Annotated in this window: 29 protein-coding genes; 5 read left to right on the top strand and 24 right to left on the bottom strand. The window is 51.0% G+C overall.

From position 1 onward, the window contains the following. Position 1 precedes the first annotated feature (1 nt). From ACO0LM_RS12035 to ACO0LM_RS11955, 17 genes are all read right to left on the bottom strand, one after another. Positions 2–1,318 carry a DNA cytosine methyltransferase gene (locus ACO0LM_RS12035; protein WP_423037366.1) on the bottom strand — a complete coding sequence of 439 codons (1,317 nt, stop codon included), beginning with the start codon at positions 1,316–1,318 and terminating at the stop codon, positions 2–4. After that, positions 1,315–1,659 carry a hypothetical protein gene (locus tag ACO0LM_RS12030; protein WP_423037364.1) on the bottom strand — a complete coding sequence of 115 codons (345 nt, stop codon included), beginning with the start codon at positions 1,657–1,659 and terminating at the stop codon, positions 1,315–1,317. Before ACO0LM_RS12030 ends, ACO0LM_RS12035 begins: the two co-directional genes overlap by 4 nt. Then, complete coding sequence (locus ACO0LM_RS12025) at positions 1,652–2,035, bottom strand: hypothetical protein (protein WP_423037362.1); 384 nt, start codon at positions 2,033–2,035, stop codon at positions 1,652–1,654. Before ACO0LM_RS12025 ends, ACO0LM_RS12030 begins: the two co-directional genes overlap by 8 nt. Positions 2,036–2,046: 11 nt before the next feature. Then, on the bottom strand, positions 2,047–2,352 hold the full coding sequence (locus tag ACO0LM_RS12020) for an HNH endonuclease signature motif containing protein (RefSeq protein WP_423037360.1): 306 nt from the start codon (positions 2,350–2,352) through the stop codon (positions 2,047–2,049). 43 nt (positions 2,353–2,395) lie between these two features. Beyond that, positions 2,396–2,578 (bottom strand): hypothetical protein, encoded by a 183-nt coding sequence (locus ACO0LM_RS12015; protein ID WP_423037358.1) that lies wholly within the window; start codon positions 2,576–2,578, stop codon positions 2,396–2,398. Next, positions 2,578–2,802 carry a hypothetical protein gene (locus tag ACO0LM_RS12010; protein ID WP_423037356.1) on the bottom strand — a complete coding sequence of 75 codons (225 nt, stop codon included), beginning with the start codon at positions 2,800–2,802 and terminating at the stop codon, positions 2,578–2,580. Before ACO0LM_RS12010 ends, ACO0LM_RS12015 begins: the two co-directional genes overlap by 1 nt. Before the next feature lie 2 nt (positions 2,803–2,804). Next, on the bottom strand, positions 2,805–3,698 hold the full coding sequence (locus ACO0LM_RS12005; RefSeq protein ID WP_423037354.1) for a recombination-associated protein RdgC: 894 nt from the start codon (positions 3,696–3,698) through the stop codon (positions 2,805–2,807). Between the two features lie 2 nt (positions 3,699–3,700). Then, positions 3,701–3,913: a hypothetical protein gene (locus ACO0LM_RS12000; protein WP_423037352.1), complete on the bottom strand. Its 213-nt coding sequence runs from the start codon at positions 3,911–3,913 to the stop codon at positions 3,701–3,703. Between the two features lie 397 nt (positions 3,914–4,310). Beyond that, positions 4,311–6,410: a DNA polymerase I gene (locus ACO0LM_RS11995; protein WP_423037350.1), complete on the bottom strand. Its 2,100-nt coding sequence runs from the start codon at positions 6,408–6,410 to the stop codon at positions 4,311–4,313. A gap of 334 nt (positions 6,411–6,744) precedes the next feature. After that, positions 6,745–6,984, bottom strand: coding sequence for a hypothetical protein (locus ACO0LM_RS11990; protein WP_423037348.1), 240 nt, complete (start codon positions 6,982–6,984; stop codon positions 6,745–6,747). A 62-nt stretch (positions 6,985–7,046) separates the two neighbouring features. Then, positions 7,047–7,382 carry a hypothetical protein gene (locus tag ACO0LM_RS11985; protein ID WP_423037346.1) on the bottom strand — a complete coding sequence of 112 codons (336 nt, stop codon included), beginning with the start codon at positions 7,380–7,382 and terminating at the stop codon, positions 7,047–7,049. A gap of 81 nt (positions 7,383–7,463) precedes the next feature. Beyond that, positions 7,464–8,012, bottom strand: a complete 549-nt coding sequence (locus ACO0LM_RS11980) for a DUF2815 family protein (protein ID WP_423037344.1) — start codon at positions 8,010–8,012, stop codon at positions 7,464–7,466. A gap of 52 nt (positions 8,013–8,064) precedes the next feature. Next, positions 8,065–9,309, bottom strand: a complete 1,245-nt coding sequence (locus ACO0LM_RS11975) for a DUF2800 domain-containing protein (RefSeq protein ID WP_423037342.1) — start codon at positions 9,307–9,309, stop codon at positions 8,065–8,067. 2 nt (positions 9,310–9,311) lie between these two features. Further along, positions 9,312–9,764, bottom strand: coding sequence for a hypothetical protein (locus ACO0LM_RS11970; RefSeq protein ID WP_423037340.1), 453 nt, complete (start codon positions 9,762–9,764; stop codon positions 9,312–9,314). 174 nt (positions 9,765–9,938) lie between these two features. Then, positions 9,939–10,235, bottom strand: a complete 297-nt coding sequence (locus ACO0LM_RS11965) for a hypothetical protein (RefSeq protein ID WP_423037338.1) — start codon at positions 10,233–10,235, stop codon at positions 9,939–9,941. Continuing rightward, on the bottom strand, positions 10,223–10,630 hold the full coding sequence (locus tag ACO0LM_RS11960) for a hypothetical protein (RefSeq protein ID WP_423037336.1): 408 nt from the start codon (positions 10,628–10,630) through the stop codon (positions 10,223–10,225). Before ACO0LM_RS11960 ends, ACO0LM_RS11965 begins: the two co-directional genes overlap by 13 nt. Positions 10,631–10,759: 129 nt before the next feature. After that, positions 10,760–11,236, bottom strand: a complete 477-nt coding sequence (locus tag ACO0LM_RS11955; protein WP_423037334.1) for a hypothetical protein — start codon at positions 11,234–11,236, stop codon at positions 10,760–10,762. 206 nt (positions 11,237–11,442) lie between these two features. Here ACO0LM_RS11955 and ACO0LM_RS11950 point away from each other — a divergent pair, with 206 nt between their 5' ends. The 3 genes from ACO0LM_RS11950 (at position 11,443) to ACO0LM_RS11940 (ending at position 15,433) form a co-directional block, all read left to right on the top strand. Further along, the gene (locus ACO0LM_RS11950) at positions 11,443–11,784 is read left to right on the top strand and encodes a hypothetical protein (protein ID WP_423037332.1); all 342 of its coding nucleotides are present in this window, start codon (positions 11,443–11,445) and stop codon (positions 11,782–11,784) included. A gap of 213 nt (positions 11,785–11,997) precedes the next feature. Further along, the gene (locus tag ACO0LM_RS11945; RefSeq protein WP_423037330.1) at positions 11,998–14,583 is read left to right on the top strand and encodes a DNA primase family protein; all 2,586 of its coding nucleotides are present in this window, start codon (positions 11,998–12,000) and stop codon (positions 14,581–14,583) included. 400 nt (positions 14,584–14,983) lie between these two features. Continuing rightward, positions 14,984–15,433, top strand: a complete 450-nt coding sequence (locus tag ACO0LM_RS11940) for a hypothetical protein (protein ID WP_423037328.1) — start codon at positions 14,984–14,986, stop codon at positions 15,431–15,433. A gap of 824 nt (positions 15,434–16,257) precedes the next feature. Here the strand turns inward: ACO0LM_RS11940 and ACO0LM_RS11935 are convergent. The 6 genes from ACO0LM_RS11935 to ACO0LM_RS11910 form a co-directional block, all read right to left on the bottom strand. After that, the gene (locus ACO0LM_RS11935; RefSeq protein WP_423037326.1) at positions 16,258–16,641 is read right to left on the bottom strand and encodes a hypothetical protein; all 384 of its coding nucleotides are present in this window, start codon (positions 16,639–16,641) and stop codon (positions 16,258–16,260) included. Positions 16,642–16,709: 68 nt separating this feature from the next. After that, entirely contained in the window at positions 16,710–16,910 is a 201-nt protein-coding gene (locus tag ACO0LM_RS11930) for a hypothetical protein (protein WP_423037324.1), read from the bottom strand. Positions 16,911–17,077: 167 nt separating this feature from the next. Beyond that, a complete protein-coding gene (locus ACO0LM_RS11925; protein ID WP_423037322.1) occupies positions 17,078–17,266 on the bottom strand; it encodes a hypothetical protein in 189 nt (62 codons plus the stop codon). Then, on the bottom strand, positions 17,263–17,517 hold the full coding sequence (locus tag ACO0LM_RS11920) for a hypothetical protein (protein WP_423037320.1): 255 nt from the start codon (positions 17,515–17,517) through the stop codon (positions 17,263–17,265). Before ACO0LM_RS11920 ends, ACO0LM_RS11925 begins: the two co-directional genes overlap by 4 nt. 10 nt (positions 17,518–17,527) lie before the next feature. Then, positions 17,528–17,776, bottom strand: coding sequence for a hypothetical protein (locus ACO0LM_RS11915; protein WP_423037318.1), 249 nt, complete (start codon positions 17,774–17,776; stop codon positions 17,528–17,530). After that, positions 17,763–18,089, bottom strand: coding sequence for a hypothetical protein (locus tag ACO0LM_RS11910; RefSeq protein ID WP_423037316.1), 327 nt, complete (start codon positions 18,087–18,089; stop codon positions 17,763–17,765). The genes ACO0LM_RS11915 and ACO0LM_RS11910 overlap by 14 nt, the downstream gene beginning before the upstream one ends. A gap of 716 nt (positions 18,090–18,805) precedes the next feature. Here ACO0LM_RS11910 and ACO0LM_RS11905 point away from each other — a divergent pair. Both ACO0LM_RS11905 and ACO0LM_RS11900 read left to right on the top strand, forming a co-directional pair. Continuing rightward, entirely contained in the window at positions 18,806–19,255 is a 450-nt protein-coding gene (locus ACO0LM_RS11905) for a DUF1441 family protein (RefSeq protein ID WP_423037314.1), read from the top strand. Beyond that, a complete protein-coding gene (locus ACO0LM_RS11900; protein ID WP_423037312.1) occupies positions 19,248–21,386 on the top strand; it encodes a phage terminase large subunit family protein in 2,139 nt (712 codons plus the stop codon). Before ACO0LM_RS11905 ends, ACO0LM_RS11900 begins: the two co-directional genes overlap by 8 nt. Here the strand turns inward: ACO0LM_RS11900 and ACO0LM_RS11895 are convergent, their stop codons facing one another. Beyond that, positions 21,387–21,866, bottom strand: coding sequence for a hypothetical protein (locus ACO0LM_RS11895; protein WP_423037310.1), 480 nt, complete (start codon positions 21,864–21,866; stop codon positions 21,387–21,389). Between the last annotated feature and the right edge of the window lie 26 nt (positions 21,867–21,892).

Raw genomic sequence — 21,892 nt, 5'->3', positions numbered from 1 at the left:
ATCAAATCAAATCCAGGTAGGACGTGTCTGGCAGCTTTGATGAACTCGACTGCCGTTTGCGAGTTGATCGCGTTGCCGTAGGCACGCAGTCGTCCCACTCTTTGGGGAGCCCCATTAGCCAACGGGCTAACCCCGGGTTCAACTGGCCTGAACTTTCCATCTTTGCATCCAACCCAGTCAGCACTTCGCCAAAAACCGTTAGTCGGACCGGCTGCGTGATTTGCACGACATCCTGTAAGTTCTGCTGCCGTTTGTCTTCCTTCCGTTTGGAGAAAGACTCCCAAGTCGTGCAGGCCCCTTTGTTGTTGGCATTCGGTGTCGGCCAGCCCGTCAGGAGGGTTTGACTTGACAGCGGCGCACTCCCGCAACCCTTGGCGTTCCCCGCCTCCTTCATCCGAGTGTTGCGTGCGTCCCTTGATTCCAGGCTCTCTGTCCGCACGTCGGCCACTTTTGGTGTCACCCACCCCGCAAGCATCGCTACATACTGCAACGTCACTTGCACTTTCTTGCCGGCAGGCGTCATCCCCGTAGCGCTCGTTCCTTCCGGCGCTGTCTGTCCGCCCGATGGGGTCGTGGGCGTCGGCCAGCCCGTCAGTTGCGCTGACACGTCCAGACGATCCGTTGACCAGTGTCCGTTCCTCATTCTCCCCCCCCGTATCCGCCTTTGTGGTCCGTGGCCGTTGGTGTAGCCCATCCGACTAAATGCACGGCCTGATTGTTCAGTTGTTCCCCCTTCTTGCCCCCACCTCTTTCCGCCCAGGCTGTTTTGTTCGCAAACTTCCCGTCCCGCGCTGTAGGCGTTGCCCATCCGGTGGGCAACAAAATAGAGGCGTTGCCTGATGTGCGGGGCACCGACGCCCGCAGCGCAGATATCGACCGCTGCGCTGGCGTAATTCGCTCTTTCCAGGTCAGCTTGTACATCGTCGAGCCAAGCGAGGCCGTCGCTACTTGCAACCTGCTCACCAAACACTGTTTGAGGTTGGCATTCAGCAATGAGATGGTAGAAGGTGGGCCAGAGATGGCGCTCGTCGTCGAATCCTCGTTTTGACCCAGCAGCACTAAATGGCTGGCATGGACAAGACCCCGTCCAGACTTGCTCGTCATCGCGCCATCCACCCTGGCGGAGAGCGTAGGACCAGACGCCGATTCCTGCGAAAAAATGGCATTGCGTAAAATCTGTAAGATCGTCGGGTGATACATCTGCAATGCTCCTGTTATCCACAATGCCGTGTGCAATGTGGCCTGCTTTAATTAAATTGCGTAGCCACTCCACGCAAAACGGGTCTATCTCGTTGTAATAGGCAACTGGTTTTTTCATTCCACACCGTCCACCACATTGACGTGGAAGCCTTGCTCCCGCAGGCGCACATGCTCACGCTCTTGTGCCGCGTTGGGCTTCTTACCTGGCTGTTTCAGTTCCGTGAATTGAATGGCAGCGGCCACGATGCGCTTTGCCATCTCCCGGCATTCGTGCCAGTTCAACTGGCTGACGCCAAGAGCGTATAACTCTTCGTTCAATTGCCGCGCTGCGCTGTCCGCACCAATCAGATCAATGCGGTCAGGGACGTTGCTGTACTGTGGCGATTTGAATTTGAGGCTGCGACCACCCATGTTCTTGACGCGCTTGCAATGGTTCTTTTCGACTGTAGACTCAAGCACGGTTCGCCTCGCTCTCTGCAATCGTCGCTCCGCCCTCTGCCACCATCGCCTTGGCTGCTGCACTCTTCACCCCGGCCTCTACCCTCGCCGCCTCGCTCTCCGCAATCATCGCTCTGGCGAAGTCGTACTTTGCAGATGCCCACACAGCGAAAAAAGCCAGGCGCACTCTGAAGTCGGCCAGGTTTATGTCGTTCACGTCACGTACACCAAAGACCAAGGCCGCTGTTTTTAAGTCGATGGGCGCACTGTCGGCCATTTGACTTAAATGCGTTCTGTAATTCTGGTTTATGAATTCCGCGATTTCATCTTCCGCGAATCCTGCGATTCGCAATGTCCTGCGCATCTGCACATTTTTTGTTATTGATAGTCTAGACATACCAATCCTTTCTAAAATAAATCCATTTGCTCCGGGCAAAAATAATTTGATTTACTGCCGTTGTGCTTTTTCGTGATCACTTGCAAATTCCACGCGACATGGAGGCCGCAGACTCGCGGATGGTTCAACGGGATGATGTGATCAACAACATGCGCAACGCCTGTTAATTCGGTCATCGCATCTGCTTGCTGGTACACCTGGCGAATCAACTTGAAACAGGCCCATGGCGGTGTGGCAAGAATGCGCTGGATGATCCACTGCCTGCGCCATGACTTCGGCAATGCCTCTGTGCCCTGTGTTATCAGCCGTGCGCGCATTGCGGTACACGGTCTGGCACCGAAGCTACCGGCCTTGCGTTTCTTAATCGAAGTCCTCGGCATTGGCTACGCTGCAATCGTGTCTTGTGTTGTTGGGGTTCCACAGGATGAATTCCGACTTGGACAACATGATCCATTCCAAACCTTCAGCGCCACACCGGTTGCATGCCACCAGTTGGCGTTCTTCGTCCTCGTCGGGTTCTTGGTCCAGGAACATGGAATTCATCACTTCACCCCGTTAACTTTTTTCATCCGGTGCATGACTTGCCAATCACCCAAGCACGTTGCGAAGTGCTGGCAACCTTCTTTCGCCACCTCCTGGGTGATGCCAGAACAGTCAACGCAATCCAGTTCCGGCCTTTCAGCCGCCCTGGCAACAGTCAGTGCTTGCTGGATGCGCAAGGCATGTTCCTGTTCCATGTGCGCCGTTGCGCGGTCGACGTCATCCATGGTTATGCCAGGTCTTCTTCAGGGTTGTTGACCGCGCTGATCAGCGAACTTGCCAGAGAAGACAACGATGCGCCGGCAAGATAGATGTCGTTGTGAAAGCGGTCATGCTCATTGCCTGCTGCATCACCCTCGTCCAGGGTGTCAAATACCTTGATGCTTTTGAGCTTCAGTTCTGGGGTGAGAACAAAGCCGATCTTGTCTTTGTACGACATCGACAAGCTGCTGATGGCGCGACCGGCGGCAAATTGCTCCTCCAGTTGTTCTTGCGCGATGTCCACGTTTTTATAGGCAACCTTGCTGCCGCCCGATCCGGCCAGCACGATGGCCGATTCAATGGTCATATCCGCAGGTACGTCACCCCGGGCCCAAGCACGCATCTGACTTTCCAGGGAGTGTTCCAGCGAGATTGATTCAATCGGGAATTTGTCGTCCAGATTAAGAAGGCTTTTGATGATTTCATTGATAACACCATTGCTGGTGCTATCGATCATGAGCAAATTCCCGTGCGGTGCGTTGTCTATGAAAACGTTCGTGTACTTGGTTACAGGGAATGCCAGAGCGGTCAACGCAACGATGGCGTCCTCTTTAATTTCGCGTACCGCCTTGCGGCCAGGTGCAAAGCCCTGCTCTTTTTCTCGTTCCAAGCAGCGCTTTTTCACTTCGTCTTTGATAACTGCAGTTGGCAACAGGCGCTTGGTAATACCGAAGCGCATCATGATGACGCCACTGGAGTTGTAAGCCAGGACGCCATAATCGTCGCGCACAGGTGCCCATCCGGTTGTCGCTATTTCAGCGTCCATGATGGGCGTGAGTTGGTGTTTGCGCAGTGATTTGTCCAGCGTGTCAGCGTTGACGATATCGGTCAGCGCATAAAGGGTGCAGGCTTTTGGGAACATGATTACTTCCTTTCAAACGTGATGAATTTGGTTGGGTCAGCCAGGTGCGCTTTCAACCGAGCAATACGTCCCTCCAGGGCTTGCTTGTGAGCGCGGAAGTCTTCACAAACTGTGGTAACCTCCAGCAATTCCATCTCTGCACGTTCCAAATCGACTTCTGCGATTCGGGTCAGCGTCGGGTTGAAAAGGTTGTTTAGCATTTTGAGCAACAGCATTTATTTGACTCCTTTTAGATTTATGTAAAAAAGAAACTTTACTTTAGCGTTTGCTAAATGTTTAGTCAAGCGAATTTAAGCAATTCGTAAAACTTTCTGATTCCAACCGAATATCCCGAAAATCCTTGTCGCCTTCCACGCGCTGGGTGCCGTCCGCACGAAACCAACAGTATTTCGATCCTTTCCGATGTGGGAACACCCTGCCGGTGGCATGCACATATCCTGCGCAATCGCATGACATCTGTTTCGTATTGCGCTGGTTCATCCACTTGTCGATACCAAAGCTTGTGGCGCCACAGTGCCGGCACTTTGGCAGACGGATGTAATCATCTGGTTTTTGCCTCAGCACACATCGCGTGCGGCACTTGCGGCACCGGCAGTGGTAGCGACTCATACATCAATCCTTTCGATACCGGTAGCCAGAGAATCCAGCAGCGGCTAGCGGCAATCCGATGGCCCATAGTGGAACGGTTGACATGTGATCTGCCAAGCGGTTTTCGTCGTAATCGTCGGTGTCCGGTGCTTCGGTGATAATCTCGTCATGCACGGTGAGGACAATTTCAAAGCCATCATCTTCAATGGCCGGCATGTTCGCAGCCATCACATCCCGCGCTGCTGCCTGGGTAATGTTCTCCACCAACTTGCCGCCATACGTTGTAAGGCGTTGCCACTTGCGTGTGTACTGATGCACGCCCAAATATGAGATGGTGCCGCTTTCGCTGACTTCTGGGCCGGGGTAACACAGGCAACGGCCACTTGGCAGTTGTATGCGCAACCAGCTACCGCTACGGCGCACTTTGACTTTGCGGCTGGTGAATGTCTCGCCAGGATTTTTGATGGCCTGTTTGACCGTGTTCTGTAGCTCTTTCCACCAGGTTGATGTGCGGGGGTGAGCAAAACGCCACATACGTTTTAACGCATCGCAAACAACAAACACTTTGTCTGTCAGCCCGTAGGTGCTTCGCTTCTGGCGTTTGGTCCAATCCAGAAAGCCTTGCGCCTCTTCCAGGATATCGAAAGGAATTGTCTCGTATGCCGCTTCGGCCAGCGCGGTGAGGTCCAGGCGATAGACAGCGGCGAATGTCAGGAAGGCCCCTACCCCACCTTCATACCCCATCGCCAGTTCCATGACCTTACCAATTTGCCGTTGGTCCTTGGTCACATCCTTGGGCAGTATCTGGAACGCTTTGGCGTACGCCAGGTTATAAAGGTCAGGGCCTTTGCGTATTGCTTCGCCTTCTTCGTCATATCCCAGTATCGTGTCGTAATCACGGAAGGCATCCAACTTCCACGCCTCGCCGGACAGCCATGCCAGCTTACGGCCTTCTATGTTGGACAAGTCCGACACCACCAGCTTTTTGCCTTTGGCAGGTACGATAACACCCCGGATGGCCGAGCTACACAGTTCCATTACATCCGCAAACACCAGGTCTTCGGCATCGGCTTTCATGAGTTCGATACCCAAATCAACCAGTTTGTTTTTCAGCTTAGGCCGGGGGAGGTTTTGCGGCTGGAACAGTCGGCCAGCCCATCGGCCTGTACGTGCAGCGCCACAGAATTGCAAGAGACCACGTAGGCGACCGTCGGCATTGGTGCCCTTGATCACCTTCAGGTACTTGCTTGACGACGTTTTACTGGATGACAGCCGAACAAGTAGCAACTCGCGCAGCGCCAGCGGCAAATCGGGATCTTCGGCACGTCGCTCAAGCGTCGATGTCTGCATATCCGGCAGTTGAACACCGTATGCCTCAAGGATGTGGGCCAGCATCTTGTCGCGCTGTGTTGCGGCCTGCACGGCATTGTCTGTGCGGTCCTGAGTCTCTTCCGCTAGTCTACCTTGCTCACGTGTGGCAGCACGCACGGCAGCACTGCAAAGGCTCAAATCAACGCAGACGCCACGATCATTGATACGCTGATCCAACAGCCACAATTCGCGCTCAAAACCCCTGGAGTTCCACTTAGGCATGCGCTTGTGGCATTCACGCATAGCGACGATATCAGACTTCGCATATTCTTTGAACGCCGCCCACTCTCGCGGATGGGTCAACCTGGTGGCACGACGTACCAGCATGTTTTTTGGACGTGGCTTGCAGAACAGTTGAATGAGCGATTTACCGGCTTTGTCCTTCGCCTGATCTGTAGGCACCTTCAATGCGGCACAGAGAGTGTCCAGCCCTGCCGGCAATGAATGGGCAAGGGCCTGGACCATCGTGTCATGCCATCGGCTTGCCGGCACGGGCATCTTGTTGTGGCGAAACACCGTGCGGTCAAAGCCCTGGTTATGCGCAACGATAGTTACCTGGTCGTCAGCCATAGCGTCTACCAGTTCGGCAGGCAGTTTTTCGCCGGCTGTCAGGTCCACTACTTTCACGGTGCCGTCATCCAGCGCATAGGATATGAGCATGATTTCTGAATCCGTGGCATAAGCGTGTGTACCATTTTTGATGGGCGTTTCGCTGAATGTTTCGCTATCCAGATAGAGTATTTCAACTGTCATGTGCAGCCTTCTTTCTTGGACTTGCGTGCTACTCGCTGCCTTTCTTGCCACATGTCCATGCACTCCAGACACGCCGCTGTTTTCGTGTACCGCATTGTTTTGTGGCCGTGCTTACATGGCTTTGGCGATTTGTACATGAGCGCGCCAGCGGCCAGCGCTTTAGCCCTCGGCCCTTGTGGCCTTTTGGTGTAGGAATACCTGTTTTTTGAACACTCCACACAGGCATTACTTAGCGTGTACCTGATTGAATCGTGTCCTCTATGGCATGGAATGCCAGTGTAGAAATACCTAAGTTTTTTCTCTTTGGCTTCGGCCCTTGTGATGATTTCCACGATCAGGACTCCTGGAGGATGTCGTGTTGGAATCGGGCCAACTGACGCTTGCGAACGGCTTCAGGCACCTTGGGAAAAGGCATCCAGGCATCGAATGTGCTGATACTGTGGCTTTGCCATGCGGCCTGAACAAGAATGCCGCCTATAGTCAATCCAAGAACCGTTTGGCCCATGGCTGGTGGCGAGACATGCGCGTCGATCAGTTCAACGGTTTTTGCGGTTGGTCTTGTGGGATCGCTCATTATTTGGACGGATAAAAAGGCACTTCGTTGGTGCCTTTGTTGATGGGATGAAATCGGTTGGCTTATCCGGCGAGAGTGTGACCCGACGCATGCCAGATGCTGTTCGCACGCGCTTTGACCTTCTTGATGCGGTTTGGCTTGGACGACCAGTTGATACCAACACGGTCAAAATGCGCCATGAGGTTTGAACCGTACTGCGTGGAAGCGCGACGAGTAAGTATTGCGGCTTGCTTTGGAACGGTGCTTGTTTTTATTTTGCTGCGACGTTTCTGCCCTGTGGGCTTTGCATCTGGCGTGCGCAACATCTCGGCTGCACGAGAACCCATGAGGCGCATTTGGGAATACGCAGGGGCAACGAAGCCCATAAGGGCGGCATGTAAAAGAGATGGGATTCGCATGGTGATTCCTGTATTGATTTGTTTAAGGTCACTACCCCGAAGGGCAGTGAAATTTACGTTTTGCTAAATGCTAGGGCAAAATTAAGCCAGAGGGCCGTCGTCAGCGCCATCTTCCGCTTCGAATTCATCTTCAGACGCTGCGCCGCCACCAGCAAAGGCATCGCCGTCACGATAAAACTGGACGCCGCGCAGGGATGCATTGACGCGCTTGCCGTAGCTGTTGTCCTGTGCCCACAGTTCGATACTGACGTTCACGTAACAACCTGAGTAAGGCTTGCCGTCTGCCTGAGTCAGCGGAGTTTTGTCGCGGTCAAACACCGATGGGCGCGACTTGTTGCGTGCGGAGATAAACAGATTGCCCGGGAAGCCGTCATAGTCGGCTTTGGCATCACCATCATGAATCGCCAAACGGTCCTTGGTGACCATTTCTTTTTTGATCTGCGCGGCTTTGGTCGTCCATTTATCCTTGATGACCTGCTCTTGCAGCGCTTCCAGTTCCTTGATTTGTGGGTGATCTGGCGGCAGCAGGAAAGAAGCGGAGAACGCCGGTTCGCCTTCACCGTTAACGGTCTTTGCCTCGAAGATGCTTGAGAAAGCCAAACGCACATTTTTCAACAGAATTTTTGCCATTTTTGATCCAATCAATTTCAATATTTATATTTTGCTAAATCTACGGACGTGACTAGGCCAAGTCGCCTAGTGTCTCGTCTTCAAATTCAGAGCCGGGAGGTGCAATTACAATCTCGTCCCGCTTGTCACCTTCCTCTACTACAGTCGGTTGCCCTGGCTTCCGTACAATCAGCGTTCTGAGTTTTTCCCACTGCTTCGGCTTGTCTGAAAGTAGTTTCTCGGCCTGTGTCGGTGACACAATATCCAAGGTGTACATTTCGTCTCGCTTCAGGCGCAGTGCCTTCATTACTTTTTCAACTTCCACAGGGTCAACCCAGTTGCGGTTCCCTTGCTTACCCATCACCAGTTTGTATCCTGGTATCTTGTTGCCGGCGTGGATTGATGCCTCACCTTTTGCAATTACCGCTTTGCACCAGGCCTGTATCAAGCCGATCATTGGCATGAGTTTGGCCAGCATTGCAATGTCGAAGTCCTTCACCTCCTTTTTCGCTTGTATAAGGGCGTCAGCATCTATTGCGTCCAGGTCTTCAAAATCCGCAGATATTGTGGTGAGTACCTTGACGCGCAATGCCACACATGTGGTTTTGGCCTTGCAGAAACGGCAGTTATCGTCCGAGGGTGCAAAGAATTCCTGCTTGTCCTGTTCCAGTTTTGTCTTGCCACATTCCTGGGTGTACTCCAGCAGCAAGGTTGCGATTCGGGCGTTGGCTTTCAGGCCTTCGCCAATGGCATACAACTCAGCCACTGTGATACGCCATTCGTCTATGTGATTCAGACGAGGCTGGAATATCATCAACACAACTTCGTCGAAGTCCTGTATCAACTCGAATTCGCGCAGGGCAGCGAGGGCATAAGTACACAGTTGCTTGTTATCCTTGGCGAAAACCTGTACACCCATTCCCCACTTCAGATCGCAGATATACAGGGTACGTCCGTGCAAAATAACCACGTCGCTGGTACCGTATGCATCTTCCTCGCCAGTTATGTGGGTGATAGACAGGCGCTGTTCGACGAACAATGTTCCGCCTTGCGCGAGGGTCCAAACCGGTTGAATGTAGCCCCGGTCCAAGTCCCTCGCACTTTCAACGGTCAATTCAAACCCGTTGAACTTCTTCCCCACATAACTGTAGATGCTCTCCCCTGTTGGCAAAACTGTCTCTGCCGCTTCGTGCATGCCAGTCCCCTCTGCAGCGTCATTGCCGGACTTGTCAGGCATACCTGACTGCATCGCGGGTGCCGCGTGGCACGATGACCACTGCGAAGCGCTGCTTGGGGACAAAATGGCATGCTTGGCCATGATTACGCCAGGTCGCCGTCGCCAGCCAACAAGGCTTCGATAGCTGCGATTACTGGTGCGTACTGCGCTGGCTTCAGGTCAGTGCCTTTGGTAGCGCCGAAGTTGCCCAGTAATTCAACAACCGCTTCGCGCCCTTTTTCTTTGGCAGCTTCCAGAATCTTCTTCTGGGCCACTTCGTACGCGATGGCTGGTGTGTCTGTGCCCGTTTCGGCTTCCTGTTTTTTATCAGTTGCTGCATCAGATTTAGCATTTGCTGTATCTGTGGACGTGTTTGTAGACTCGCCCGTTTTTGCAGCCTTGTCCTTTACCTTCTTGGTGGCTTCCGGTTTAGTATCGGCTGGTGGCGCAGAGGTTTCAACTGCGCCAGACGATGCAGCAATGACACCGGAGGACAGCAAGGCGATCAGGCTGTTGATGGCAGTGGTGTTTTCTTGGATTACGGTTTCGAGGGACATCTTATTTTCCTTCAGGGTTTGGGGTACTACATTGAAAAGCATCATTAATGGTGATGCCGGTTAATAACTGGAAACGGCGCAATAACTCCATTTCCAAATTCGTTGTGGTCAATGGATCGCGCTCTGTCAAACAGTGTTTGACGAGCTCGGCATCTGACAAATTACGCAATGGCGTTACCATACGAAAAATGGCCTTAGTTCTGCTTGCAACTGGTCCATCGCCTTCTGCTCATACTGCGTGTTTTTGCCGCAGTTGATCCACACAATGGCATCGCATTCTGCAATGTCGTATCCATCAACCATGGGCACGTCGTTTTTGACAGCCCACTTAGCAACCACACTATCAGCGCCAACCCATCCGCCCGTGCAAATACGAGTGGGTTTTGCGCCGATCAGATCAAGGGCCGCAATGCAGTCGGCAACAACACGACTGCTATGCTGGCGCCAGGATCCCGTGATCAGAACGAGCATGGCACCCTGCAATTTTTACGGACATTGTAGAACTGGCGATGCAACGACATGTAGCGGTCGTGTTCGTCGGTGTCGTGCAGATTTGTTTGTAGATGGATGTCGGCCAGGAAGGACAGGGCCACATCGCAGAAAGCCATTTCTGATGTTATCTCGAACGTTGGTTCAGGCTTCTTCAGGCTTTCCATGTCAGAGGCTTGCAGCCAATCCAGGAACTGGCCGGACACCTGGTCATAGAACATCTTTCCGGTAGGATTACCTGAGTGAAAATGCAGATTTGCAAGTAGGTTCAGCGCCACAACGGAGTGCGCATCTGACGCCTTGAGAATTGTTGATGGCGATTCGCTTGTTGGAACTGGAACCGCCTTTTTTACTGCGGGGTTTTCGGCAACTAACATGTTTCTCCCTTATTAGTGTTGGACTAATTCGGCAATGTTTTTCAGTGCCGATGGAAGAATAATAAGCCGTGCAAAATAATTGTGTCAACAACTTTATTTAGCAAACATTAAATTAATACTTAGCGTTTGCTAAATACTGGATGTAAGTTCCACGAGGTCGGCTATGTGGCGTGCAAGTTCCTCACCGTTCTTTCCGCTGTTGTAGGCGTTCAGAATAATTTTCGCGGTCTGTTTGCTACTGATCTTGTCAGCATGCGTGATGACAAGTTCCACACAGGATTCCAGGCGCAGGGGGTTGTACACTTCGGCCCTTGCCGCTGGCGCAGCGGTGTACGCAACTGTCGGTGTTGTCTTCGGTTTCTTTTCGCCTGCAACTCTGTAGGTAGCCATGGTCTGAGGACTGTCCATCCAGTTTTCCACCAGGCCTAACTTCTCTTCCATCTCCCGGGCTTTTTTCTCGTTGATCGTGCGTATCGGGTTTGCCCCTGCGATCTGCGACAAGTAAGACGGGCCGCTGAGTTCCAGCTTTTCAGCGAGGCGCGTTGTGTTGCCGTATTCCTTAATCAGCAATCTAACGTTTGCTAAACGTATCTCGGACATACTCATGTCAGTTTCCTTTAGTAAGTGCTAATTTTATTCGATACCAGCTTTCCGATATCGCCATTTCGTAAATACAATAACGGGATCATAAATGATTTTATATAAAATGCAAGTATTTATTTAATATTTGCTAACATTTGCTAAACTCACATAAAATGATTAGAATTCGTTAAGCATTAAAATAACGACGACTTAACAGAAATTAAGGTGAGATGATGGCACAATCCAATCAATTGAAGCTTTGGCTTAACGCGGCCAGCGCGGTAGAACGTAGAAATTTAGCTAAAGAAGCGGGTACAACAGTTGGAACTCTGCAACAAATCGCAGGCGCGTATCGCAATGATGGCGTGGCTCAAATACGAAGCGGCCTTGCTGGCAAAATTGCCAATGCGGCAGCGCTACTCCGCAAGAAGAACAAGGAACTGCCGGAGATTCTCCGTACAGACTTATCGCCCGAATGCCGGGGGTGTGAGTTCGCGCAAAAGTGCCTGGGCCAAAGGGCGGTTGCTAGCGAATTCAATGCAATTGAGGACGACGTAAGCGACCTTTGCTAAAATTATTTTACGCAAATGTTTAGCAAAGTGTAAAATGTAAGCGCCAAGCGTAAAAATCAGAAGCCGTAGGAAGTACCCCACCCTGCACATTGTGCGGGGCGCTTGGCAGCATGGGGGTACTTCCTACGGCTTTTTCTATTTGGTACCCACAACATCAATCAAGCGAGGATCACATGAACAAATCTACAGCGCTGACCGACAAGGCCGCATGATATGGGAACAGATGTAATTTCAGTATTGTCCCATGGTAGTAGCAAGCTGGCGAAAACCTGGCTGGCAGATGGCACGATCAAAAACTATGACGATGCGAAATACTACAGGCATCAAACTGTCACACTCTCCGGAATAGCCGACTTATCGCGCCTGCTGGCCAAGTTGCAGGACAAGCCCCGTTCGTGTGTCGTTCGGGGGCAATACATCGGTGACGACCGTTCCGCCAAGATCGATTTGGAGTACCAGGCTGGGCGTGTACGTCGCACCCTGGAGAATTTCGAGGATGCGCCCCGCCACGCCATCATGGTGGAAGTGGATACGTTCGAGCCGCTCACCGCTGACCCGGTGACCGATCCGCAAGTTGCCATTGATGAGTATATCCAGTGCTGTTTGCCTGAAGCGTTCCATGGCGCATCGTATCACTGGCAAATGTCCAACTCTGCCGGCAGTGCCAAGAACGTGGGCAAGCTCAAGGCCCATATCTGGTTCTGGCTGGAAACGCCCTATCGAAGTGATCAGCTTCGTGCGTGGGCAAATTTTGAAAATTTGGATTTAGACAAATCCGTTTTAAACCCGGTCCAGATCCACTACACATCTGCCCCTGTATTTGAGGAGGGTGTCACAGACCCTATCCCCGTGCGATCTGGCTCTGTTGCTGGTCTTTTGTCAGATTCGGTACCACTGGTACTGAGTGACGCTGCCATGGCCGGTGTGTCGTCTGGTCCTCGCATCTCCAAGAAAGAGCGCATCGACGCAATGATCGAGGCCGACCCGCGTGCCAGGGTGTTACGCGACAAGGGCATGATAAAGAACATCGGCAAAGAGTCGCAGCTATTCATCCAGTGCCCACGGGAGAGTGAACATAGCGGCGACTCTGGCGAAACGTCAACGATGTACTACATGCCCAACACAGGCGGTTTTACCGAAGGGCGTTACGTCTGTCTACACGCACACTGCAATGGCGTACACCGGTCTGTATTTGACGAGGCCCTGGGCTTCGACAATATCGCAGATGACTTTTCCGAAGTGACTGCCGGCGACGAACTGTTGGGCGAATCGCGTACGGCCAGCGGCAAGGACAAGGTTATCCGCACGGTGCCAAAGGCAAACTACCTGACGACCGACCAGGCCAATGCCAATCGCATCGCCAAGCACTTTCGTAAGCAGTTGCTTTTTTGCGAGGGCAAGTGGTACGGCTGGACGGGCAAGTTTTGGGATTGCTCCAGCGCTGACGCCTACATGAAGGCGCTGAAGTTATCAGACATCATTATCCGTGAAGCGCATGCCTACCTGGCAAAAGACAAGGTACAGAAGTCGCCGTATGTGGTGGACTCCAAAGGCAAGGAAACCAAGACCACAGAGAACGAGGCGACGGCAGCATCGTTGATGAAGTGGGCGCAGCGTAGCGAGATGAAGACAACCATCGATGCGGCGTTGGCCACGGCCACAAAGCTACTTGAAATTGATTCAGTGGACCTGGACGCAGCCCCCTATGTACTGAACGTTGCCAACGGCACGATAGACCTGCGTACAGGTGAACTGAGGGGCCATGAGCCGCGTGACTTCATCACAAAGATGATTGATGTGGTGTACAACCCCGAAACCGTCAGCGAGACATTTACAGACGTTTTGACGAAGGTATGTTGCGAAGACCATTTGCCTTGGAAGCACAGACACGTATCCAACTTCCTGAAACGTTGGTTTGGATACTGCGCGACATCTGATATTAGGGAGCATAAATTTGTCGTCCATTATGGCAACGGTCGTAACGGCAAAAGCACGATCATTGATGCAGTGACCGGTGTGCTTGCGGATTATTCAGGGGTGGCGGCACCTGGCTTATTGATTAGCTCAAAAAACGAAAAGCACCCCACAGAAATCGCTTCGCTCATGGGCAAACGAATGATCACAGTCCATGAAACAAACGAAGGTGGAATGCTACGGGAAGATTTCATTAAGCAAGCCACAGGCGGTGACAGGCTTACGGCGCGTTTCATGAGGGGCGACTTTTTCGAGTTCACACCTACCCACAAGTTGCAGATGCTGACCAACTATAAGCCCTCGGTAAGGGGTCAGGACGCCGGCATATGGGGGCGTGTTTTGTTGGTCCCCTACCAGGCAAGATTCGACACGCAAGAGGAGTTAGATAGGGGCTTGGCAACACATCTAGTGGATAGAACAGTAGCTGAAAGACTCGCAAAAGAACGATCAGGGATACTTACCTGGATCGTTCAGGGTGCAATTGAGTGGTTTTCAGTGGGTTTGCTCCCCCCGGATTCCATTTTGGCAGCTTCATCTGAATATAAAAGTGAACAGGATCGCGTCGGCCAATTCGTTTCCGAGCGTTGCGAGTTGTCAGATGATTATGAATGTGCGCTGTCAGGAGACTTCGACGGCCTTTATCCCGCATATCAAGGTTGGTGTAAAGACTCCGGATTTCAGGCCTTATCGAAAAATAAGTTGCTTCAGGAGTTGGAAAGAATCATCCCGAAATACAAAAAATCAAAGGCTTTAACATCTGCTAATGAAGGTTCGAGAAAAAAGCAAACACTGATAAAAGGCATAAAACTTATCGAAGATACATGACTACGTTGCTTTTATACGACAATAACGTCTCTAAAAAACAACGTTTGATACCTTGATACCTGACTTTATATGTTTTTCATATTCCCCGCATACGAGAGAAATCAAATTATATAAATAACAATATAAGAAGTTACATAAAAACTAACGTGGTATGCCTCACGGAAGCCGAATACGGAAAACGCATCAAATCAGGTATCAAGGTATCAGATGTCGTTTTTATGCAACAACGGTCCTAAACGAGGAAAAATTGTATTTTTTGAAATACTGAAAATCTGAAAATTTGGTTTTTTGAAAATTCCAAAAATTGAAAATCTGAAAAATCTAAATTTTGAAAAATTGAAAGATTCAAAATCTCGATTTTCCGAAAAGGACCACAACCGAAACCCCGAAAGGAAAACCCATGAGCTTTGACACAAAAAACGGATTGGCAGAGGACATCAGCGCCAGCATCGGCTACACGGCCACAACGGCCTTGATCGACTGGCGCGGCGGTACATCGCTGTACGTGCCCAGGACCGCTACCGAGGATCACAACATCGCAAAATTGATCGGCATGCCGGCGTTCCGTCGCCTGGTCGCCGACTTCGGCGAAACGATGATTTCCCTGCCGCTGGATTACCGCAGAACCCGTATCCAGCGCGACCGGCTGATCGGCGCATTGATCGGCAAAGGCACAGGCGTTGACGAAATCGCCAGGATTGCGGGCCTCGGTCACAAGCAAGTCACGCTGATTCGCCGCGAACTCGAAACGGCAGGCTTGATCCCCCTGGTCCTTGGCACCGAGGATTTGCTTTTGATCGAACCCGAAGAAATCGCAAAAGTTGATGAATTTGAAATAGAAAATACCTGATTTTTGTCAAAAATAGCGAAAATTGGGGTTTCGGATTGAACGGCAATGTGGTTTCCGCTTGAAATGAGGCACCGCCAAGCGTTTTTTTTAAGGGGGTCGCCACATCGGTATAGGCCACCCCTTTTTAAATCGCTTAAATCGCCGTTATTACGTTTTGCTAAATTTCGCAAAACTCAAATTTAATTGCAAATATGGAAATCAAAGAGCGCTTTCGAGGAACCCAAAAAGTTCGGGTGCTTTTCCACTTTTTGAATTGAACCGGGCATGCTTTGAAAATTTGGACCTGATAGTTTTTTGGAACCCGCAACGGGCAGACATCCAAGTTTTTGGACCGGATAGCTTTTAGAATTTTGGACCGGATAGGCTTGAGAAAAATGCCTCATTTGTCTATGGAAAATGGCATCAAGGTCAGGCCAAAAAACCGGCAGACCAGGGTGAAACCCTGGAGAAAAATGCAGACATTCACCCCTGAAAATCAAGCGCGCCAGGCAAGCGCAACCAGGCCAGCAAAGAGACGACCACAACGGCAGTCAATAGCAGACCAGCGACACTATTTTTGCCAAGTCATACCGGCATAACCCCAGAAAAATAAACCGCCTGGATGCACGCATTAAATCGCACTATTCCTACTTGCATTTAAACTTTGCTAAACGACCGATGATGCATAAATCCGCGCGCTTTCCTTCCTGGATCGTGTAAAAAGCACGGGGCCAGAAAGTAAAAAACGCTAGGGCGTAATGCTGAATTCAATCAACATCACGCCCTAGCGTTTTTCGATTTTTGGTAGGCTATCGGTAAAGCCTTAAAAAGCTAGCTAAAGCCTGTCAGGCCTTAGAAAATGGTGAGTATGTCAGCATGGTTGCCAAGTCCTGAGCATCAAGCAAAGCACCTCTAAAAGGCAAAACCATATCGCCATCACGATGCCCGATAGCTTTACAGCGAGCCTCGTCACGAGGCCCCGAATCCTCTTGAGTAGCTTGGGGGTAAATCCAATCACAGCGACTAACAAAAAGATAATCGCCATCTACGCGCAGCCAATCAAGTCCGGCATTCTCTGGCGCTTCAGCCTTGGCCGCAGCGTCACGGGCTTGCGCGAGTGTTTCAGGGCCAGATACAGCAGCATTTTGGTTTTCAGGCAAAAGTGCTTTTAGTGCCGCCAACAAATCCGCGTTTTGTTGCCGTAGCATCGCAATGGTCAGATGATCCATAGGGTAACCTTTCGAATAATGACAAAAAGCCGCTTTTTACTAAAAAGCGGCACACGATCAGATGCTATTTATTTTAGTCCACAAGCCAGCAAGAATTCAGCCTTTTTCACGCTGGCGTCATCAGAAAATTTATTAGCAACGGCTAAAAGCGCTTCGCGGTAACCGCTGGCGAATTCTGCATGTACGGCACCGGATTTATCCACTGCCTCAATGTTGTCGAATTCCTGGCTTACGATCCGCGCAAGCAAGGTGTAATCAGCTTTCCTCATTCCGCAACATCTCCAAATTTTGGGGCGTGGATAACGTACCCATATGCGAAACAAAAGGATATGGCCTCCTCACGGTCCGCAATGTATTTAATTGCGCCACAAGGGTGCACACATTTGTACTTCAGATCGTTAGGACTATTCATTTTGTGTTACCTTTTGCTAAATCGTTAGACGTGAAAAATCACTTCAGCTACTTGACCTATACGGTCATTGCCGCCATTGCCGATATTGATACGCCCGCCGTTTTGCGCGTAATACGCCAGCACTTCGTCAGCGGTACCGTTTATCCGTGTAGACACTGAATCGATAGCGCCATCATCAAACAGCACTTTTACAGTGATGCTGTGTGTTTTCATTCTGTTTCGACCTTCACATGACATGTACTTAAAACGGGAACGCTTTGCAACCGTTGCCCACATCCAGACAATTCAACGTAAGCTGGGCCGGCGTCAAAAAGCACATCTAAAAACCCCTGATTGCGCCCAACTATGGTACCGGCAGCGCCAGCAGCTACATGTAACCGGCCATCAATCCAATAAACATTTTCCCGAATGATCACCCGGTTAAGGTCAATTGCTCCATCGATAGTTTCAAGTATGGATTTCATTTTTTTTGTCTCAGTCTAAACAGGTGATTGTGAAAACATAGAAGCCCTTTCTAGGCCTGTTTTCAACGTGAATTGCGCCCATTGCGGGGGCTGCTTGCTTCACTGCCTTGCGTATCGTGGATGCATCAATCCGGCTATCCGTGGATATCATCACAACACCAGCAGCAACGCCCACATCACAATGCAGGCCGATACGTTTTAAACGGGCCATGCAATCAGCAAACTGTACGGCCTGCATTTCACTTTTATTTGTTTGCATTGCCGGCACCTTTAACGATGTAGACATGCCTGATATGCCCTTCAGAACGGTCACCAATTACAGTAAGTAGTTCGAGAGTTGATGTGTTCAAACCGGCCTTGCGCAATGCATCAGGGACATATTGCCCCCGGTCGTTGCCATAGCCTATTTGCGCACGGCGCTTGGCTTCGTACAGCGTGGAAGATGCGCGCATTAAATCGGCATCAGCATCGCGGTACCCAAAGACGGTATGTAACGCGGTGGGGTTGCCGTTTGTGTCGTGGCTGAAGTTATCCAGAAGTACGACATATTTAGCAAAGTTTGGTTGTGCCATGGTTACACCCCTTGCAGTTTGTTAGCGAAATACAGGCCTGCTTCAATAAGCAGAGTGAGAGTTATTACTGTGATCATGTTCGGCCCCATGTGAGTGTTTAGCGAATGAATTGATTATATGCCCCTCTATTCATTTGCACAAGGGATTTATAAATTTTTTTTAGTGTTTGCTAAATATATGCCGAATAAAGACAAGCGCTAATTCGCGTTTTGCTCGGTGTTCTAAGGGGTTATCAATTACTAAGGTCTATATACAATAGGCATGCATACATTCATGGCATGACCACACTGCGGGGTGATAGGTACTAAGGGGTGCCAACAGGTACCAGGTAGAGCTAACCACCAGGGCATGCCTACATTTCCCATTTCTGAAAATTCGGAATTAAGTATTAGCAGGCACTAATAAGCACAGTGCACAATGCACCAGGTAGACCAGGAGTCAGACATCGCGGCGCCATGCATAGATATACCAACAATCAAGCATAAAAACCTTAAACGAAACATTCTCTCACCACATTAAGCATTTAGTAAATGTTTAGTCTGTTTTATGCATCCACAGCCATATATTCAAACAGTCAGGGGACCCTGAGAACTTTTTCTGATATACGGGGGCGCGGAGCCTCGGTCATCGGCAGTTTTTCAATTTGCTAAACTTGGCTACCAATTGTTTTAGCATTTGCTATATTTAGCAAACGTTAATAGCTAAATGAGCCAACAATGCACGGAGATGACGACTTTTCAGATTTAATAGGCCCACCAACAACCAAGCCAAATAATGGGCATGGCGGCAAGCGCGAAGGCGGTGGCGGAAGGACTAAACGAGTCCGCACGGCAACCGAAGACAACCAGATTGCCTATGCCAAGTCACGCGCCTTACACGAAGAACAAAAGGCCAAGTTGGCCGAACTTGAATACAACATCAAGTCGGGTAAATACCTGCTGCGCGAAGATGTCCAGCGCGCCACGGCCACGGCTTTCGCTACCGTTTCTCAAACGCTTCGGTCTATTCCCGACAACCTCGAACGGCAATTGAACCTGGCGCCAGAAGTGGCCGAACAAGTCGGCATCCAGATCGATGAAGTCATGGGCTTGCTGGCCGAAGAACTCGAAGCACTGAATAAATCCAACATGCCTGAACTGATCCAGATAGGAACGACCGATGCCTGATATCGCAATACATGATGTGACAAGCGGTTACTCGGCTTTTCGTCCACCGAAGCGCGTCACTGTAGCCGAGGGCGCTGCAAAGACCCTGTACATCAAACAGCCAGGCGGATATAACGGCTACTGGTCGCCGGCAGAAACACCGTACATGATCGAGCCGATGAACATGATGGCAAGTCGCCGGCATGAGGCCGTATCGTTCATCGGCCCTGCCCGTACCGGTAAAACAGTCGGCTTGCTGGATGGCTTTATTGCCTATGCCGTGACATGCGACCCTGGCGATACGTTGATTATCCAGATGACGCAGGAGAAAGCACGGGAGTTTTCCAAGCAGCGTATTGATAGGGCGCTACGTCACTCCCCTGACCTCGCGGCCCTTAAAAGTTCCAGGGCAAACGACGACAACACCCACGATAAGACATTCAAAAACGGGATGACCTTGAAAATAGGTTGGCCAACGGTGTCGCAAGTATCCTCCTCAGATTACCGGTATGTGCTGTTGACCGACTATGACCGAGTGCCGGATGACATCGACGGCGAAGGTGCACTGTTCCCCCTGGCAAAGAAGCGTACCACTACGTTTCTGTCCAGGGGCATGACGGCAGTAGAGTCATCCCCCGGCAGGCCGATAGAAGATCCGTTCTGGAAACCGGCTACCTCGCACGAAGCACCACCGGTAAAGGGTATCCTTGGCATATACAACACAAGCGACCGTCGGCGCTGGTACTGGCAGTGCCTGGACTGCTATGAACACTTCGAGGCAAAGCCAGGTCTTGACCTTTTCAACCTGCCGCCAGATGACGAATTGCTGGCTCTCGTGCGGACCACCGACATCGATCTGCTGGCGAGGGAACACGACACAGTGAAGTGCCCCCACTGCGGTTCCATCGTCAACGCAAAGCACAAGTATGAACTGAACCGGAACGGCCTATGGTTGCCAGACGGTGTGTACATTGATTCTGATCGGGTGATCCAGGGCACGCCAATGACATCAAACATCGCTGGGTACTGGCTTGGCGGCGTAGCGGCGGCATACCAAAGCTGGACATCGCTGATTGTCCGGTATTTGCAGGGCCTACGCTCGTACGCACAATCAGGTGACGAAACAGCCTTGCAAGCGACGGTCAACACTGATCAAGGCATGCCGTACACCCCGCGAATTTTGATCGAGGCGGCGAAAGGAACAGAAGACCCATCCAAACGTCGTGAAAAAGACCTTGAAAGGTTCCTTGTCCCGGAAGAAGCGCGTTACCTAGTCGCATCTGTTGATATCCAAGGCGGTTCAGGTGCACGCTTTGTGGTCCAGGTACATGCCGTCGGCGAAAGTATGGAACAGTGGTTGATTGACCGATACAGCATTGAACTGTCAAAACGCGTCGGCATGGGCACTGACTTTGCTCCTGTAGACCCAGCATCGTACCAGGAAGACTGGGAATTACTGACTGAACAGGTGGTTATGGCTACATATCGGCTGGCCGGCGAGGAAGACAGGGAAATGCGTATCAAAATCGTGGTCGTTGACACCGGTGGCGAACATAAAAAAGAGAAATTAGGGTTCAGCGAAAAGAAAGTCGGCGTGAGTGAGAAGGCGTACCAATGGTACCGGAGCTTGCGCACAAGGGGTTTGCACGGCAAAGTGATGCTGATCAAAGGTGCATCCACTCCCAAAGCCCCCCTCTTCCGCCCCACGATGGTTGGCGCACAGATTAAAGGCCAGGAAGGTGACGTGCCGTTGTACCTACTGAACACCAACACACTGAAAGACCAGGTGCAAACATCCCTGAAACGTACCGAGTACGGCCCTGGATACATGCATTTCCCCTTGTGGCTTGGTCAATGGTTTTTTGACGAATTGCAGGCCGAAGTGCGGAACGCAAATGGCACATGGATGAAGGTAAAACGTCGGAATGAGGCACTCGATTTGAGCGCTTACATCCGCGCCGGCTGTATGCGCCTGGGTGCAGACAAGATAGAGTGGTCAAACCCGCCTTCTTGGGCTGCACCCCTGTCCCAAAACACTGATGTGATCAGCGCGCAGCTACGTCGGAAGTTGCAAGAGGCCAATGCGTCAGGCATAAAGACAGTCAGACCACCTCGCCGGAGAAGTTCTGGCAGATCAGGGTACCTATCCTGATCACTTTTTGTCTAAGGCATCGCGCTCGGCACGTAGCCGAGTGCTGTCTGCTTCCACTTCCTTGATTTTGTTTGCGTAGGAATTCGCTACTGAGATGGATTCGGTAGCGTCTGCCTGCTTCTTCGTTGCTGCCGTCAAATCGCTACCACCCTTATAAGACCGATTTTTCAAAGCCGCAAGGTCAACATCCATTTGCTGATTTAACTGGCGAATCTTTTCCTGGTTGCGTTCAATGTCATCTGTGATCAGCTTTTTCTTGATACGAACGGTACTTTCGTCACGCGCTGATGTGACCGATGCAGATGTTTCACTCTTAACAGACGGTGCCGCGCCTCTTTCGTACTTCACTTCAACAGGCGTGCCAGCACCTGGGCATGGTTTGTCACGCCAAACGGTGTTTCCGTCAATCTTGCATTTATAGACCTCGGCCTGCGCAGCCGAACTAAGTACAGCCAGTACAAAAACAAGTGCGATACGCATAATTCCCCCAGATAAGGGACTTATTT

This window comes from Undibacterium sp. Di26W, from assembly GCF_049340265.1.
In the GTDB taxonomy this organism is placed as follows: Bacteria; Pseudomonadota; Gammaproteobacteria; order Burkholderiales; family Burkholderiaceae_D; genus Undibacterium.
Note: the sequence above shows the minus strand (reverse complement) of the source record. Positions and strands in the feature narration are given on the sequence as shown.

Bases quoted from the DNA above. Each gene is read 5' to 3' on its own strand.
- ACO0LM_RS12035 (WP_423037366.1), bottom strand. From the start codon at position 1,318: ATGAAAAAACCAGTTGCCTATTACAACGAGATAGACCCGTTTTGCGTG.
- ACO0LM_RS12025 (WP_423037362.1), bottom strand. From the start codon at position 2,035: ATGTCTAGACTATCAATAACAAAAAATGTGCAGATGCGCAGGACATTG.
- ACO0LM_RS12020 (WP_423037360.1), bottom strand. From the start codon at position 2,352: ATGCGCGCACGGCTGATAACACAGGGCACAGAGGCATTGCCGAAGTCA.
- ACO0LM_RS12015 (WP_423037358.1), bottom strand. From the start codon at position 2,578: ATGAATTCCATGTTCCTGGACCAAGAACCCGACGAGGACGAAGAACGC.
- ACO0LM_RS12010 (WP_423037356.1), bottom strand. From the start codon at position 2,802: ATGGATGACGTCGACCGCGCAACGGCGCACATGGAACAGGAACATGCC.
- ACO0LM_RS12005 (WP_423037354.1), bottom strand. From the start codon at position 3,698: ATGTTCCCAAAAGCCTGCACCCTTTATGCGCTGACCGATATCGTCAAC.
- ACO0LM_RS12000 (WP_423037352.1), bottom strand. From the start codon at position 3,913: ATGCTGTTGCTCAAAATGCTAAACAACCTTTTCAACCCGACGCTGACC.
- ACO0LM_RS11995 (WP_423037350.1), bottom strand. From the start codon at position 6,410: ATGACAGTTGAAATACTCTATCTGGATAGCGAAACATTCAGCGAAACG.
- ACO0LM_RS11990 (WP_423037348.1), bottom strand. From the start codon at position 6,984: ATGAGCGATCCCACAAGACCAACCGCAAAAACCGTTGAACTGATCGAC.
- ACO0LM_RS11985 (WP_423037346.1), bottom strand. From the start codon at position 7,382: ATGCGAATCCCATCTCTTTTACATGCCGCCCTTATGGGCTTCGTTGCC.
- ACO0LM_RS11980 (WP_423037344.1), bottom strand. From the start codon at position 8,012: ATGGCAAAAATTCTGTTGAAAAATGTGCGTTTGGCTTTCTCAAGCATC.
- ACO0LM_RS11975 (WP_423037342.1), bottom strand. From the start codon at position 9,309: ATGGCCAAGCATGCCATTTTGTCCCCAAGCAGCGCTTCGCAGTGGTCA.
- ACO0LM_RS11970 (WP_423037340.1), bottom strand. From the start codon at position 9,764: ATGTCCCTCGAAACCGTAATCCAAGAAAACACCACTGCCATCAACAGC.
- ACO0LM_RS11965 (WP_423037338.1), bottom strand. From the start codon at position 10,235: ATGCTCGTTCTGATCACGGGATCCTGGCGCCAGCATAGCAGTCGTGTT.
- ACO0LM_RS11960 (WP_423037336.1), bottom strand. From the start codon at position 10,630: ATGTTAGTTGCCGAAAACCCCGCAGTAAAAAAGGCGGTTCCAGTTCCA.
- ACO0LM_RS11955 (WP_423037334.1), bottom strand. From the start codon at position 11,236: ATGAGTATGTCCGAGATACGTTTAGCAAACGTTAGATTGCTGATTAAG.
- ACO0LM_RS11950 (WP_423037332.1), top strand. From the start codon at position 11,443: ATGATGGCACAATCCAATCAATTGAAGCTTTGGCTTAACGCGGCCAGC.
- ACO0LM_RS11945 (WP_423037330.1), top strand. From the start codon at position 11,998: ATGGGAACAGATGTAATTTCAGTATTGTCCCATGGTAGTAGCAAGCTG.
- ACO0LM_RS11940 (WP_423037328.1), top strand. From the start codon at position 14,984: ATGAGCTTTGACACAAAAAACGGATTGGCAGAGGACATCAGCGCCAGC.
- ACO0LM_RS11935 (WP_423037326.1), bottom strand. From the start codon at position 16,641: ATGGATCATCTGACCATTGCGATGCTACGGCAACAAAACGCGGATTTG.
- ACO0LM_RS11930 (WP_423037324.1), bottom strand. From the start codon at position 16,910: ATGAGGAAAGCTGATTACACCTTGCTTGCGCGGATCGTAAGCCAGGAA.
- ACO0LM_RS11925 (WP_423037322.1), bottom strand. From the start codon at position 17,266: ATGAAAACACACAGCATCACTGTAAAAGTGCTGTTTGATGATGGCGCT.
- ACO0LM_RS11920 (WP_423037320.1), bottom strand. From the start codon at position 17,517: ATGAAATCCATACTTGAAACTATCGATGGAGCAATTGACCTTAACCGG.
- ACO0LM_RS11915 (WP_423037318.1), bottom strand. From the start codon at position 17,776: ATGCAAACAAATAAAAGTGAAATGCAGGCCGTACAGTTTGCTGATTGC.
- ACO0LM_RS11910 (WP_423037316.1), bottom strand. From the start codon at position 18,089: ATGGCACAACCAAACTTTGCTAAATATGTCGTACTTCTGGATAACTTC.
- ACO0LM_RS11905 (WP_423037314.1), top strand. From the start codon at position 18,806: ATGCACGGAGATGACGACTTTTCAGATTTAATAGGCCCACCAACAACC.
- ACO0LM_RS11900 (WP_423037312.1), top strand. From the start codon at position 19,248: ATGCCTGATATCGCAATACATGATGTGACAAGCGGTTACTCGGCTTTT.
- ACO0LM_RS11895 (WP_423037310.1), bottom strand. From the start codon at position 21,866: ATGCGTATCGCACTTGTTTTTGTACTGGCTGTACTTAGTTCGGCTGCG.